General features: G+C 62.2%; 12 protein-coding genes. All 12 read right to left on the bottom strand.

All coding sequences use genetic code 11. The features are described 5' to 3' along the window. Positions 1-160: 160 nt before the first annotated feature. The 12 genes from QRN41_RS22920 to asd all read right to left on the bottom strand — a co-directional run bounded on the left by QRN41_RS22920 (position 161) and on the right by asd (position 14381). Positions 161-925 (bottom strand): SDR family oxidoreductase, encoded by a 765-nt coding sequence (locus tag QRN41_RS22920; RefSeq protein ID WP_034136873.1) that lies wholly within the window; start codon positions 923-925, stop codon positions 161-163. 11 nt (positions 926-936) lie between these two features. Next, positions 937-2148, bottom strand: coding sequence for an O-succinylhomoserine sulfhydrylase (locus QRN41_RS22915; protein WP_034136872.1), 1212 nt, complete (start codon positions 2146-2148; stop codon positions 937-939). 65 nt (positions 2149-2213) lie between these two features. Continuing rightward, on the bottom strand, positions 2214-3719 hold the full coding sequence (purF, locus tag QRN41_RS22910) for an amidophosphoribosyltransferase (protein WP_034099151.1): 1506 nt from the start codon (positions 3717-3719) through the stop codon (positions 2214-2216). Between the two features lie 41 nt (positions 3720-3760). Then, positions 3761-4318, bottom strand: a complete 558-nt coding sequence (locus QRN41_RS22905; protein ID WP_034099153.1) for a CvpA family protein — start codon at positions 4316-4318, stop codon at positions 3761-3763. A 227-nt stretch (positions 4319-4545) separates the two neighbouring features. Further along, entirely contained in the window at positions 4546-5214 is a 669-nt protein-coding gene (locus QRN41_RS22900; protein WP_285422164.1) for an SPOR domain-containing protein, read from the bottom strand. Continuing rightward, positions 5198-6505, bottom strand: coding sequence for a bifunctional tetrahydrofolate synthase/dihydrofolate synthase (folC, locus tag QRN41_RS22895; RefSeq protein WP_285422163.1), 1308 nt, complete (start codon positions 6503-6505; stop codon positions 5198-5200). The genes QRN41_RS22900 and folC overlap by 17 nt, the downstream gene beginning before the upstream one ends. Then, entirely contained in the window at positions 6502-7422 is a 921-nt protein-coding gene (accD, locus tag QRN41_RS22890; RefSeq protein WP_034136869.1) for an acetyl-CoA carboxylase, carboxyltransferase subunit beta, read from the bottom strand. Before accD ends, folC begins: the two co-directional genes overlap by 4 nt. Before the next feature lie 244 nt (positions 7423-7666). Beyond that, a complete protein-coding gene (locus QRN41_RS22885; protein ID WP_285422162.1) occupies positions 7667-8299 on the bottom strand; it encodes a phosphoribosylanthranilate isomerase in 633 nt (210 codons plus the stop codon). Between the two features lie 63 nt (positions 8300-8362). Then, a complete protein-coding gene (gene truA, locus QRN41_RS22880; protein ID WP_034136867.1) occupies positions 8363-9187 on the bottom strand; it encodes a tRNA pseudouridine(38-40) synthase TruA in 825 nt (274 codons plus the stop codon). 158 nt (positions 9188-9345) lie between these two features. Further along, on the bottom strand, positions 9346-11856 hold the full coding sequence (locus QRN41_RS22875; RefSeq protein ID WP_285422161.1) for a FimV/HubP family polar landmark protein: 2511 nt from the start codon (positions 11854-11856) through the stop codon (positions 9346-9348). A 164-nt stretch (positions 11857-12020) separates the two neighbouring features. Continuing rightward, entirely contained in the window at positions 12021-13031 is a 1011-nt protein-coding gene (locus tag QRN41_RS22870; protein ID WP_285422160.1) for an aspartate-semialdehyde dehydrogenase, read from the bottom strand. 237 nt (positions 13032-13268) lie between these two features. After that, positions 13269-14381, bottom strand: a complete 1113-nt coding sequence (gene asd, locus QRN41_RS22865) for an aspartate-semialdehyde dehydrogenase (RefSeq protein WP_034099168.1) — start codon at positions 14379-14381, stop codon at positions 13269-13271. Between the last annotated feature and the right edge of the window lie 45 nt (positions 14382-14426).

The following is a 14426-nucleotide window of genomic DNA, read 5'->3' as shown; positions in this document are numbered from 1 at the left end:
CCGCCGACCCTCTGCTTGTAAGGCAGATGCTCTCCCAGCTGAGCTAATCACCCTTTGCTTCGTTGAGGCCGCGAAATTTACGCAGGTAGCAGACCTAAGTCAATAGCCCGCTTGAAGTTTTTCCAAAAAAGACAAAATTGCTTCAAGACAGCCCTGCGCCCTACTCGCTGTAAATCATCTTCTTGCTCATGCCACCGTCCACGACGAACTCTTGCCCGGTAACAAACCCGGCCTGACGCGACAGCAACCACGCCACCATCGCCGCCACATCCTCCACCGTGCCGACCCGGCCGGCCGGATGCTGAGCATGATCGGCGTCACTCAACGGCTCAGCGCGCCGCACCGCTGGATCACGTGCATCGATCCAGCCAGGGCTGACGGCATTGACCCGCACTTCCGGCCCCAAGCTGATAGCCAGCGCGTGAGTCAGCGCCAGCAATCCGCCCTTGCTCGCCGCATAGGCTTCACAGTCCGGCTCCGATTGCCGCGCACGGGTCGAGGCCAGATTGACGATTGCGCCACCGTGGGCACGCAGGTAGGGCGCACAATGCTTGGCCAGCAACATCGGCCCACTGAGGTTAACCGCCAGCACACGATTCCAATACGCCAGATCCAGGCTTTCCAGGGTGATGTTATGCGGATCGGCAACCGCCGCATTGCACACCAGGGCGTCCAGGCGCCCGAACTGCCCGAGCACTTCGGCAACCCCTTGGGCGACCTGTTTCTCGTCGGCCACGTCCATGCTGATAAACCAGGCGTTATCGCCCAGCACCTTGGACACCTTGGCACCGCGCTCACGATCAAGGTCCGTCAGCACAACTTGCCAACCCTCACTGATCAACCACGCCGCGATACCCAGGCCAATGCCCCGCGCCGCGCCGGTCACCAGCGCAACACGGCCGTTACTGGCTACCGCGGCTTCCATGGCCCACTCGATCACAAGGCCGCCAGCCCGCGAGCCAGGTCGGCCTGCAGGTCGGCCACGTCTTCCAGGCCGACCGCGATGCGGATCAGGCTGTCACGGATACCGGCCGCTTCCCGCTCCTGCGGTGCCAAGCGTCCGTGGGACGTAGTGCTCGGATGGGTAATGGTGGTTTTGCTGTCACCCAGGTTGGCGGTGATGGAGATCAAACGAGTCGCGTCGATAAAGCGCCAGGCGCCGTCCTTGCCGCCCTTGACCTCAAAACTCACCACAGCGCCGAAACCACGCTGCTGGCGCTGGGCCAACTCGTGCTGCGGATGGCTCTTGAGGCCCGCGTAGTGAACCTTCTCGATGCCGTCCTGCTGCTCCAGCCACTCGGCCAGCGCCTGAGCGTTGGCACAGTGGGCCTTCATGCGCAGACTGAGGGTCTCCAGGCCCTTGAGGAAGATCCAGGCGTTGAACGGGCTCAGGGTCGGGCCGGCGGTGCGCAAAAAGCCCACCACTTCCTTCATCTGTTCGCCGCGACCAGCCACTACACCGCCCATGCAACGACCCTGGCCGTCGATGAACTTGGTCGCCGAATGCACCACAACGTCCGCACCCAGCTTCAGCGGCTGCTGCAAGGCTGGTGTGCAGAAGCAGTTGTCGACCACCAGCATTGCACCTTTGGCATGCGCCACTTCGGCCAGGGCGGCAATGTCTACCAGCTCGGCCAACGGGTTGGACGGCGACTCGACGAACAACAATTTGGTGTTGGCCTTGATGGCCGCGTCCCAGCCGGACAGGTCCGCCAAGGGCACGTAGTCCACTTCGACGCCGAAGCGCTTGAAGTATTTTTCGAACAGGCTGATGGTCGAACCAAACACGCTACGTGACACCAGCACATGGTCGCCGGCGCTGCACAAACTCATTACCACCGCCATGATGGCTGCCATGCCGGTCGCGGTGGCTACCGCCTGCTCGGCGCCTTCCAGGGCCGCAATGCGCTCTTCGAATGCGCGTACGGTAGGGTTGGTGTAGCGCGAGTACACATTGCCCGGCACTTCACCGGCAAAGCGCGCAGCGGCATCGCCAGCGGTACGAAACACATAGCTGGAGGTGAAGAACATCGGATCGCCGTGCTCACCTTCCGGCGTGCGATGCTGGCCGGCGCGCACAGCCAGGGTATCGAAAGCTACGCCATCGAGGTCGCTGTCCAGCCGACCGGCATCCCATTCCTGACTCATGCTGCCACTCCTTACTCAATACGGTATTTAAGATACAAAACCGGCCCCTCAGGGCCGGTGTCTACTCAGTTGTTGTACAGGTCGATGATCGCACTGACCGCCTGGGTCTTGATCTTCGACGAGTCGTTACGCGCCTGCTCGATCTTGTCCAGGTACGCCTCGTCGACGTCCCCGGTCACGTACTTGCCGTCGAACACGGCGCAATCGAACTGGTCGATCTTGATCTTGCCGCCACCGACCGCTTCGATCAGGTCCGGTAGGTCCTGATAGATCAGCCAATCGGCGCCGATCAGATCAGCCACGTCCTGAGTCGTGCGGTTATGGGCGATCAGCTCATGGGCGCTCGGCATGTCGATACCGTACACGTTCGGGTAGCGCACGGCGGGTGCGGCGGAACAGAAGTACACGTTCTTCGCCCCGGCTTCGCGGGCCATCTGGATAATCTGCTTGCAGGTGGTGCCGCGCACGATGGAGTCATCCACCAGCATCACGTTCTTGCCGCGGAACTCCAGCTCGATGGCGTTGAGCTTCTGACGCACCGACTTCTTGCGTGCCGCCTGACCCGGCATGATGAAAGTACGGCCGATGTAGCGGTTCTTGACGAACCCTTCGCGGAACTTGACGCCCAGGTGGTTAGCCAGTTCCAGCGCAGCGGTACGACTGGTGTCCGGAATCGGGATCACCACGTCGATATCGTGCTCGGGACGCTCGCGCAGGATTTTCTCGGCCAGTTTCTCACCCATGCGCAGGCGCGCCTTGTACACCGACACACCGTCGATGATCGAGTCCGGACGCGCCAGGTAGACGTGTTCGAAGATGCACGGCGTGAGTTTCGGCGCCACGGCGCACTGACGGGTGTGCAGCTTGCCATCTTCGGTGATGTACACCGCTTCACCCGGCGCGAGATCGCGGATCAAGGTGAAGCCCAGCACGTCCAGGGATACGCTTTCCGAGGCGATCATGTACTCGACGCCTTCGTCGGTGTGACGCTGGCCGAACACGATCGGGCGGATGCCATGGGGGTCGCGGAAACCGACGATACCGTAGCCAGTCACCATGGCCACTACCGCATAGCCACCTACGCAACGGTTGTGCACATCGGTGACCGCGGCGAACACGTCCTCTTCGGTGGGTTGCAGCTTGCCGCGCTGAGCCAACTCGTGGGCGAACACGTTGAGCAGCACTTCCGAATCGGAGCTGGTGTTGACGTGGCGCAAGTCAGACTCGTAAATCTCCTTGGCCAGTTGCTCAACGTTGGTGAGGTTACCGTTGTGCGCCAGGGTGATGCCGTAAGGCGAGTTGACGTAAAACGGTTGGGCTTCGGCCGAAGTGGAGCTGCCGGCAGTCGGGTAGCGCACATGGCCAATGCCCATGTGACCGACCAGCCGCTGCATGTGACGCTGATGAAACACGTCACGTACCAGGCCATTATCCTTGCGCAGGAACAACCGGCCGTCGTGGCTGGTCACAATACCGGCAGCATCCTGGCCGCGGTGCTGGAGGACGGTTAGCGCGTCATACAGCGCCTGATTGACGTTCGACTTACCGACGATACCGACGATGCCACACATGCGACGCAACCCCTACTTAATGGATCTTGACTGAGTACCGCTTACTGAGGCGTTTTGGCCGGTAAGAGGTGCTCCTTGAACGGCATATCAGCGGGTACGCTGATGCCGCTGGCCAGCCACTGACTGCTCCACCCCAATATGAGGTTCTTGGACCAATCTGCAACCAATAGAAATTTTGGCACGAGTACCGACTCCTGCCACCATGCATCCTGCTGTACCGGCCCCAGGCTCAACAGCCCGACCGCCACGACCACCAGCAACGCACCACGCGCGGCGCCGAAGGCCATGCCGAGAAATCGATCGGTCCCGGAGAGGCCGGTGACGCGTATCAACTCGCCAATAAGATAATTGACCATTGCCCCCACCAGCAGCGTGGCGATGAACATGATGGCGCAGCCCGCGATGACGCGAGCCGAAGGTGTCTCGATGTAACCGGCCAGATAAACCGACAGTGAACCACCGAACATCCAGGCTACGACTCCTGCGATGATCCAGGTCAGCAACGACAGGGCTTCTTTGACGAAGCCGCGGCTGAGACTGATCAAAGCGGAGATGGCGACGATTGCGACAATCGCCCAATCAACCCAGGTAAATGGCACGTTTGAGCCTACGGACGGATAAGGCGGCGCATTTTAGCAGAGCGTCGGGCTGTCGGTAAGCGGTGATTGCAGCTGCTTAGCAAATCAATGGTTTGTGACGCCCATGACAAACCAATGTGGGAGGAGGCTTGCCTCCGATGGCGCTGGATCAGTCATTCATGCGCCGACTGCTAAACCGCCATCGGGGCAACCCCCCTCCCACACTCAGACCGATTGGTCGGCTTGAATCAGCCACGCTCAGGCTGGAAACGGGTCACAAAACCTTTCAGACCCTGCTGACGATCGAGCAAATCGCGCAAACGATCGGCTTCGGCACGCTCGATCAACGGCCCGATAAATACCCGATTCTTGCCGTCAGCACTGCGGATATAAGCGTTGTACCCTTGAGCCCTCAGCTTTTTCTGCAAGGCGTCGGCACCGTCGCGATTGCCCAGGCTGGCTACCTGGATTGACCAGCTGATCGACAGGCCATTGGCATCGATACGGCTCTGCCCCACGTCCGGCTTGCCCGGAGCGGCGGGCTGTGGCGCCACCGGCTTGGGTGCCGGCGCTGGCGCTGCTGGCTTGGCCGCTGCGGTCGTTGGCGCAGGCGCCGGAGCAGGCTTGACCACCGGCACGCTTGGCTGCACCGGCATCGACGGCGCCTGTTGCGTCGCCAGCTCTTCCTCGCTTGGCACGGGTTCTTCTTCCGGCAAGGCTTGCGGCTCAGGCACCACCACCGGCTCAACCTGTACCTGCGGCACTGCTGGCGCCTGAGGCGCAGCCGGGGCCTCGACCACCACCTGGCGCTGTTCGTCCTGGCGGGAAAACAGCATCGGCAGGAAAATCACCGCCAACGCCACCAGCACCAGCGCGCCGACCATCCGCTGCTTGTAAGCGCTATCCAGTAATGCCATGTGCAGCTTCCTCCGTGGAGCGCCGGGCCAACCACTCAAGCGCCTCGGCAACACAATAAAATGATCCGAACAACAGAATCTCGTCCTCGGGCATTGCCACCGCACACTGCGCCTCAAGGGCTGCGATGACGCTTGTATACGACGTCACCGGTGCACCAAGGTTCTGTAGCGCCGCCGCCAATTCCGCGGCAGGACGACTGCGCGGCGTATCCAACGGCGCTACCGCCCACGCCTGGACGCGGCTCAGTAGAGGCGCAATCACCCCATCAAGATCCTTGTCGGCCAGCAACCCGAAGACCGCAAGACGTCGCCCGACCGGCGGCGTGCGCGCCAAGCGGCGCGCCAGGTAGTCGGCGGCGTGGGGGTTATGCCCCACGTCCAGCAACAGATTCAAGCGCTTGCCTTGCCATTGGACCACACGACGATCCAGGCGCCCGGTCACCCGGGTCGCCAACAAGGTCGCAGCAATCTGCTCGGCATTCCACGGCAGATCCAGTAGCAGATAGGCTTGCAGTGCTAGCGCAGCGTTTTCCATCGGCAGATTCAACAGCGGCAGGTCACCCAGCGTCACGACCTGTCCGCGCGCATCACGCCCCTGCCATTGCCAGTGCCGCTCGCCGAGCTCAAGTTTGAACTCACGGCCTCGCAGGAAAAACGGGCAATCCAGCGTGCGCGCTTTGTCCAGCAATGGCTGCGGCGGGTCAAGATCGCCGCACAGCGCAGGCTTGCCCTGGCGGAAGATTCCGGCCTTCTCGAACGCCACGGATTCCCGTGTGTCGCCCAGATAATCGGCGTGATCCACGCCAATACTGGTGACCAGCGCCAGGTCGGCATCCACCACGTTAACCGTGTCCAGGCGCCCGCCCAGGCCCACTTCCAGCACCACCACATCCAGGTGCGCACGCTCGAACAGCCAGAACGCCGCCAGAGTGCCCATTTCGAAGTAAGTCAGGGAAATATCGCCACGCCCGGCATCAAGCGCGGCAAAGGCGTCGCACAGTTGCGCATCGCTGGCTTCGACGCCATTGATCTGCACCCGCTCGTTGTAGCGCAGCAGGTGCGGCGAGCTGTACACGCCCACCTTCAGGCCTTGGGCCTGCAGCAACGCGGCGACAAAGGCACAGGTAGAGCCCTTGCCGTTGGTGCCGGTCACCGTGATCACGCGCGGTGCCGGCCGGCCCAACCCGAGGCGGGCCGCTACCTGTTGCGAGCGCTCCAGGCCCATGTCGATGGCGGACGGATGCAACTGCTCAAGGTAGGCGAGCCATTCGCCCAGGGTTCGTTGGGTCATAGGTTTGCAGGCACCGGCGGCACCACGATCGGCTCGACCTTGGGCGCAACGTATACCGGCGTCGGCAAGCCCATCATTTGCGCCAGCAGGTTGCCCAGTCGCGGACGCAGTTCGCCGCGCGGAATGATCATGTCGATGGCTCCGTGCTCCAGCAGGAACTCGCTGCGCTGGAAACCTTCGGGCAGCTTTTCGCGCACGGTCTGCTCGATCACGCGCGGGCCGGCAAAGCCGATCAGGGCTTTAGGCTCGCCGACGATCACATCACCCAGCATCGCCAGGCTGGCGGAAACGCCGCCGTAGACCGGGTCGGTCAGCACGGAAATAAACGGGATGCCTTCTTCGCGCAGACGCGCCAGTACCGCGGAGGTCTTGGCCATTTGCATCAGGGAGATCAAGGCTTCCTGCATACGCGCACCACCGGAGGCGGCGAAGCAGATCATCGGGCAACGGTTTTCCAGCGCATAGTTGGCGGCGCGTACGAAGCGCTCACCAACGATGGCGCCCATGGAACCGCCCATGAAGGAGAATTCGAACGCCGACACGACGACCGGCATGCCCAGCAGCTTACCGCTGACGGAAATCAGTGCGTCTTTCTCGCCGGTCTGCTTTTGTGCGGCGCTCAGACGGTCCTTGTACTTCTTGCCGTCGCGGAACTTGAGACGGTCGACCGGTTCCAGGTCGGCGCCCAACTCATTACGGCCATCGGCGTCGAGGAAGATGTCGATGCGGGCGCGAGCGCCAATACGCATGTGGTGGTTGCACTTGGGGCAAACGTCCAGGGTCTTTTCCAGCTCGGGGCGGTACAGCACCGCGTCGCAGGATGGGCACTTGTGCCACAGACCTTCAGGAACCGAGCTTTTCTTCACCTCGGAACGCATGATCGAAGGGATCAGTTTGTCTACTAACCAGTTGCTCATGCTTTCTTTCTCCAGTACCGGTGGCTTGAACTCAGCCCCGCGTATGCCCTTGAGCTAAATTCATATGTGGCGATGACACAAACTGGACGGGGTCAGACGTTCGACCTGCCATTTCCAGCCAGTGCCCTCAGCCTTCCAGACAACCTGCCAACGCAAGGTTGCCACTTCGTTTCCGAGCCACCCACAGACGGCGTCGGGCTGTTTTACACAGTGGTAGTTATGGACGGCGGCAGACTGCCAGCCGTCACATCCCGCCATTGCTGTCGCGCACGGCCTGCATGAACGCGCGAATCTTGCTGTGATCCTTGACGCCTTTGGCCTGTTCCACCCCACCGCTGACATCTACCGCATAGGGCCTGACTTGCTGGATGGCCGCCCCGACATTCGCTGGGGTGAGCCCGCCGGCCAGGATGATCGGTTTGCTCAACCCTTGCGGAATCAGCGACCAATCGAACGCTTCACCCGTGCCGCCCGGAATACCTTCGACGTAGGTGTCCAGCAGTATGCCCCGCGCACCGGCATAGGCGGCGCAGGCACTGGCGATGTCATCGCCGGCCTTGACTCGCAGCGCCTTGATGTAAGGCCGCTGATAGCTTTCACATTCTTCGGGGGGCTCGTCGCCATGGAATTGCAGCATGTCCAGCGCCACGGCATCCAGGGTTTCGTTGAGTTCGCAACGGCTGGCGTTGACGAACAACCCCACGGTGGTCACGAACGGCGGCAAGGCGGCAATGATGGCCCGCGCCTGCAACACATTCACCGACCTCGGGCTTTTGGCATAAAACACCAGGCCGATGGCATCCGCCCCCGCCTCGACGGCTGCCAGCGCGTCTTCTATGCGGGTAATCCCGCAAATCTTGCTGCGAACGGCTGACATGTCGTAGAAACCTCGGGGTTGGACCGCGAAAGTCCCGGATGGTAACAAAAGCTTTTCCGGGCGTCAGCCGCCAAGTTCGCTGAAGCCGGTCAGGAAGTGTGGCCCGATAAAACGCTCCGGCAGCTCGAATTCGTCCCGGTACTCCACTTGCACCAGATACAGCCCGAACGGGTGCGCCGTCACCCCCCCGGTACGCCGGATGCGGCTTTCCAGCACTTCCTTGGCCCATTCCACCGGGCGCTCGCCGGCGCCGATAGTCATCAGCACGCCAGCGATATTGCGCACCATATGGTGCAGGAACGCCCCGGCACGAATATCCAACACAATCATCTTGCCGTGACGGGTAACACGCAGGTGGTGAACTTCCTTGATCGGCGACTTGGCCTGGCACTGGCCGGCACGAAACGCGCTGAAGTCATGTACACCGACCAAATGCTGCGCCGCCTCGGCCATACGTTCGGCGTCCAGCGGGCGATGGTTCCAGGTGATCTCTTCATTGAGGTGGGCCGGACGGATCTGGTCGTTGTAGATCACGTAACGGTAGCGCCGGGCGATGGCCTTGAAACGCGCGTGAAAATGCGCGGGCATGACTTTGGCCCAGCTGACGCTGACGTCATGGGGCAAATTGATATTAGCGCCCATGACCCATGCCTTCATCGAGCGCTCGGCCTGGGTATCGAAATGCACCACCTGGCCGCACGCGTGGACGCCGGCATCGGTGCGCCCGGCGCACATCAGCGACACCGGCGAGTCGGCGACTTTGGACAGCGCATTCTCCAGGGTTTCCTGCACCGTCGGCACGCCGGACGCCTGGCGCTGCCAGCCGCGATAGCGCGAACCTTTGTATTCAACGCCCAAGGCGATGCGGTAAAAGCCTGCGGCCGCCATTTCGGCGGCCGCGTTATCTATATTTGCCAAGAACTGAGAGCCTGATGAGTTGCGCAAAGGCGGCCATTATAAGGCGGCTCGCCGCGGACGCCATGTGTTTGGTGGGCTGCAAAGCAAAACGGCGACCCGAAGGCCGCCGCTACGTCAATGGCCGGTCATCAAGCCAGCCGGCCGAGCATCTCCTTGGCCTCGCCGCGCTGCACCTCGTTGCCCTCGGTGAGCACCTCGGACAGGATGTCCCGCGCACCATCCGCATCGCCCATGTCGATATAGGCCTGGGCCAGGTCAAGCTTGGTGGCCACTTCATTGGTGCCGGAGAGGAAGTCAAACTCTGGCTCATCGTCACCCAGCGCGGCGTCCTGCGCCGTGAAGGACGGGTGCTCAAGGCTCTGAGACAGGCGATCCAACTCAGCGTTGACGTCGTTCAGCTCCGAGGCAAACGCATCCGGCTTGGCCTCTGCTTCGGGTTCGTCCGCCAGTGACAAATCGAAATCTTCCGGCAGTTCGAAGTCGTCCAGCGCCGCGGGGGTCAACGTTGGCGGCTCGACGGCCGGTACATCCTTCATCTCGCTTTCCAGACCCGAGAGGAAATCGTCGTCCGACTGCGCCGACGCCGGTGCGTCCAGTTGCAAGTCGAAATCCGCCAGCTCATCCGTGGCGGCCTGGGCCTGGGTTTGCTCCTTGAGCAGGGATTCGAAGGTCTGCTGATCGTCCTTGAGTTCGGCTGGGGATGCCGACTCCAGCTCGTCCAGGCTCAGGTCGAAATCGGTATCGAACGCTTCCGACTGCTGCGCCGGCTTATCTTCCAGCAACTCCTTGACGTACTGAGCGTCAAGGGCAGCGGCGGCCACCGCGGCACTGACCCCCGCCGCCAGCACAGCCATCGCCGGGAAGCGCGCCTTGAGCTGCTCGACCTGGGCGTGGTTTTCACCGTTGGCCACCAGTTGACGCTCTTGGGTGACGAAGCCGTCTTTGTCGTTTTGCAGGCCATAGACCTCCATCAGCTTCAGGCGCAGATCGCTGCGCTTGGGCTCATGCTTGATCGCTTGCTCCAATACGTCGGCGGCCTGGTTGAGCAGGCCGCGATCGATATGGGACTGAGCCAGCGCCAAGGCATCATTGGCGTTTTGCGGCGCGACCGCCGCGGCCAGGGGCGACAGCACGGACGCAACCGACGGTGCCGCCACCGGCGCGCTCACCGCAGCAGGCGCGGGCGCAGCAGCCAGTTTGACGTTTGGTGGTGGCACTTCCAGGCCTTCAAAACTGTCCGGCGGCAAGTCCTGGTCGATATTGGAGGTGAATTCCGGCTCTTCGGCCAGGGCTCGCGCCATGCGCAGGTGCTTTTCTTCTTCGCGGCGAGCATTGCGATGGCGCAACACCAGCAGCAAAAGCAGCAGTGCAATCAAGGCCGCGGCACCGCCGACCACACCCAGGACGATCGGATTGGTCAGCAGCTCATTGAACTTGCCTTCGGTGGTGGCCGGTGCTGCGTCCGTCTTGACCGGTTCAGACACCGGGGCCACTGCGGTCGGTGTGGTCGGTGCAGCAGGAGTAACCGGGGTGGCAGCGGGGTCGGCGGCCAGTTGGGCCGACATCGCCGGCGCGGCGGCGGCAGGGTCCGCTTTTTCAGCCTGGAGGCGAGCCAACTGATCGTTCTTCAGTTGAATCAGCTTTTGCAGCTTGTCCAGTTGGCTTTGCAGGTCGGCGGCGCGGCTTTTCAGCTCTTCGTTGTCGCGACGCGTAGTGTCCAATTGCTCCTGGGTCATCGCCAACTTGTCGCTCAGGGCCTGGCTGTCGCCAGCCTTACCCTTGCCGCCTTTCTTGGCCGCTTCGGCAGATACCAGGCTCAGGTTGTCGTTGGCGTTGGTGGTCGCCGGGGCATTGCCTGCCTGGGTGCGTTTGGTGGCATCCAGTTGCTGCTTGCCGGCGGCCTGGTTGGCCGCCGTGCGACGGCCCTGACGCCAGGCCTCGTTCTGCGCCCTGACTTCGGCGATCGCCTGGGGTTGCGGCAGTGCGGTACTTTGGACGGTGTCCGGCAGGCGCAGCACCTGGCCGGTTTTCAGCCGGTTGATATTGCCGTCGACGAACGCGCTCGGATTAAGCGCCTGGATAGCCAGCATGGTCTGTTGGACCGAAGCGCCATTGCGATGCTTTTCGGCAATTTCCCACAGGGTATCGCGGGGAGTGGTGGTGTGCTGGGCGGGCTTGCTCACGGCCGGCGCACTCAGGCGCGGCGCCGGAGCTGCCGTGGTGGCGGCCGGCTGATCGAACTTGGCCGGGTCAAGCAGCACGCTGTAGTCACGCATCAAACGGCCATTGGGCCATTGCACCTGCAACAGGAAACGGATGTAGGAATCGGGCAATGGCTTGCTGGAGGTGACGCGCACCACACTGCGACCATTGGGATTGACCACCGGGGTGAACGTCAGGTCATCGAGAAACGCCTGACGATCGACGCCGGCATCCACAAATGCCTGGGACGACGCCAGGCTCGGCGTGATCTCGGACGCCGTGAGGCCGCCGACATCGAGCAATTCGATTTCCACCGACAAGGGCTGGTTCAGCTTCGACTTGAGGGTCATTTCCCCCAACTGGAGCGCCTGCGCCATACCGGAGGACAGCGCCGAGGCGGCCGCTATTGCTAACACCAGTTTGCGAACTTGAACCATAGCCTCATCCTTTGTTTGAACGCTCCCCGGCCTGCGAGAAGGTTGGTAACCGCTGCCATAAAAGGCATGGCGAGCCGATAGGTCACCGACACGCAATTGTTTCTGCTTGGGGCCAAGCATAGCGCTTGGTTAGAATCAATCTACAAATTGCCGCCAAGTATCTTTTACACAAGGCCTTTTATCAACAACTGCGCCAACTGCACGGCGTTGAGCGCCGCGCCTTTGCGTACGTTATCTGACGTCAGCCACAGATTTAGTTCCGCCGGGTCATCCACACCGGCACGCACACGCCCGACATAGACCACATCCTGGCCCACCGCATCGCCGACTGCCGTTGGATAATCGCCCTCCTCTACAAGCTCTATCCCTGGCGAGGTATCGAGGATGCGATTCACCGCAGCAAGATCGACCGGCGCCCCCAATTGCAGCGAGACAGTCAGGCTATCGCCAAAAAACACCGGGGCTTGAACGCAGGTTGCGGAAATCTTTAGCAAAGGTAAATCCAGCACGGCGCGCAGTTCGTGTACCAGGCGCTTTTCCAGGGCGGTATGACCTTGGGCATCTGGCGTGCCGACTTGCGCCAAGAGGTTAAAGGCCATCTGGCGATCGAAAAACGTTGGCTCCAATGGCCGCGCATTCAGCAATTCGGCGGTTTGCCGGGCCAGTTCACTGACGGCTTCGCGCCCCTGTGCCGACACCGCCAGATTAGCGGTAACGTTAACGCGCTGGATATCCAGCAAGCCACGCAACGGCGCCAGGGCCACCGCCAGGTATGTGGCGGATGGGCTCGGGCCGCTCAGCAGGAAAGGTTTGCCCAGTCCATCGAGCAGATGGGCATTGGCCTCGGGCACCACCTGCGGCGCCTGCTCGGCGGGCAACGCGCCCGACAGGTCGATCACCGAGCAACCCGCGGCCGTGGCGCGCGCAGCGAAGCTCATGGTCACGGCCGGGCCGGCGGCGAAAAACGCCAGGTGCGCTTTGCTGAAATCGAACTCGTCGACTTCTCTGACCCGCACGTTCTTGCCACGAAACGGCACCGAGGCCCCGGCGGAGTTGCTGCCCGCTAGCAGATACAAGGTGCCCACCGGAAACGCCAGTTCTTCGAGAATCTGCACCAGGGTTTCACCGACGGTGCCGGTGGCGCCGATCACGGCGACTTCAAAGGTCTGGGTCATGGGGGTTGCCTCGGGCATTGCGGGGGGAGCGGCACTTTACCGGGTGGCTGGGGGCGAGGCAATTGGCGTGGGGGTGTGGTGGGGCGGATGGCGCTATCGGGGGCAAGCCCCCTCCCACCTTTGAGTTGCGAACACGTGCCACTGTGGGAGGGGGCTTGCCCCCGATAGCACCCGAACTCCCAACAAAAAACCCGCGTCTGTCACCAGAACGCGGGTTTCTCTTACCGCCTCAGGCGATCAACGCTCCAGCAGAATCCGCAGCATGCGACGCAGCGGTTCGGCCGCGCCCCACAACAACTGGTCGCCGACGGTGAATGCGCCCAGGTACTGGGTGCCCATGTTCAGCTTGCGCAGACGACCCACCGGTACATTCAGGGTGCCGGTGACCTTGGTCGGGCTCAGCTCCTGCATGCTGATCTCGCGGTTGTTCGGCACCAGTTTGACCCAGGGGTTGTGCTGGCTGATCAGCGATTCGATATCGGCGATCGGCACGTCTTTGTTCAGTTTGATGGTCAGCGCCTGGCTGTGGCAGCGCATGGCGCCGATGCGCACGCAGATACCGTCGACTGGGATCGGGCTCTTGAAGCGACCGAGGATCTTGTTGGTCTCGGCCTGGGCCTTCCACTCTTCACGGCTCTGACCGTTGGGCAGCTCCTTGTCGATCCAGGGAATCAGGCTGCCGGCCAACGGCACGCCGAAGTTCTCGGTCGGGTAGGCTTCGCTGCGCATGGCTTCGGCCACACGGCGGTCGATGTCGAGGATCGCGCTGGCAGGATCGGCCAATTGATCAGCGACGGCGGCGTGGGTGGCGCCCATCTGTTTGATCAGCTCGCGCATGTTCTGCGCGCCGGCGCCGGACGCCGCCTGATAGGTCATGGCGCTCATCCACTCGACCAGCCCTGCTTCGAACAGGCCGCCCAGGCCCATCAGCATCAGGCTGACGGTGCAGTTGCCCCCGACGTAGTTCTTGGTGCCGGCGTCCAGTTGCTGGTCGATGACCTTGCGGTTGACCGGGTCCAGGATGATCACGGCATCGTCCTGCATGCGCAGGCTCGACGCGGCGTCGATCCAGTACCCCTGCCAGCCGGCCTCGCGCAGCTTGGGGAAGACTTCGCTGGTGTAGTCGCCGCCCTGGCAGGTCAGAATCACGTCGAGGGTCTTCAGCTCGTCAATGCTGTAGGCGTCCTTGAGCGGAGCAATGTCCTTGCCCACGGACGGCCCCTGGCCACCCACGTTCGACGTGGTGAAAAACACCGGCTCAATAAGATCGAAATCCTGCTCTTCCAGCATCCGCTGCATGAGCACGGAACCGACCATACCGCGCCAACCGATCAGACCTACACGTTTCATCGCAACTACACCTTGTTAAAAAGTGGGCCGCCTTGCAGCAACAAC

It is taken from the genome of Pseudomonas sp. efr-133-TYG-23, from assembly GCF_030209215.1.
GTDB classification, from domain to species: Bacteria; Pseudomonadota; Gammaproteobacteria; order Pseudomonadales; family Pseudomonadaceae; genus Aquipseudomonas; species Aquipseudomonas rhodesiae.
This window is presented reverse-complemented; position numbering and strand designations above follow the sequence as displayed.

Excerpts from the sequence above, each read along its gene's own strand:
- accD (WP_034136869.1), bottom strand. The coding sequence starts at position 7,422 with ATGAGCAACTGGTTAGTAGACAAACTGATCCCTTCGATCATGCGTTCC.
- asd (WP_034099168.1), bottom strand. The coding sequence starts at position 14,381 with ATGAAACGTGTAGGTCTGATCGGTTGGCGCGGTATGGTCGGTTCCGTG.
- QRN41_RS22875 (WP_285422161.1), bottom strand. The coding sequence starts at position 11,856 with ATGGTTCAAGTTCGCAAACTGGTGTTAGCAATAGCGGCCGCCTCGGCG.
- QRN41_RS22885 (WP_285422162.1), bottom strand. The coding sequence starts at position 8,299 with ATGTCAGCCGTTCGCAGCAAGATTTGCGGGATTACCCGCATAGAAGAC.
- purF (WP_034099151.1), bottom strand. The coding sequence starts at position 3,719 with ATGTGTGGCATCGTCGGTATCGTCGGTAAGTCGAACGTCAATCAGGCG.
- QRN41_RS22920 (WP_034136873.1), bottom strand. The coding sequence starts at position 925 with ATGGAAGCCGCGGTAGCCAGTAACGGCCGTGTTGCGCTGGTGACCGGC.
- QRN41_RS22900 (WP_285422164.1), bottom strand. The coding sequence starts at position 5,214 with ATGGCATTACTGGATAGCGCTTACAAGCAGCGGATGGTCGGCGCGCTG.
- truA (WP_034136867.1), bottom strand. The coding sequence starts at position 9,187 with ATGGCGGCCGCAGGCTTTTACCGCATCGCCTTGGGCGTTGAATACAAA.
- folC (WP_285422163.1), bottom strand. The coding sequence starts at position 6,505 with ATGACCCAACGAACCCTGGGCGAATGGCTCGCCTACCTTGAGCAGTTG.
- QRN41_RS22915 (WP_034136872.1), bottom strand. The coding sequence starts at position 2,148 with ATGAGTCAGGAATGGGATGCCGGTCGGCTGGACAGCGACCTCGATGGC.
- QRN41_RS22870 (WP_285422160.1), bottom strand. The coding sequence starts at position 13,031 with ATGACCCAGACCTTTGAAGTCGCCGTGATCGGCGCCACCGGCACCGTC.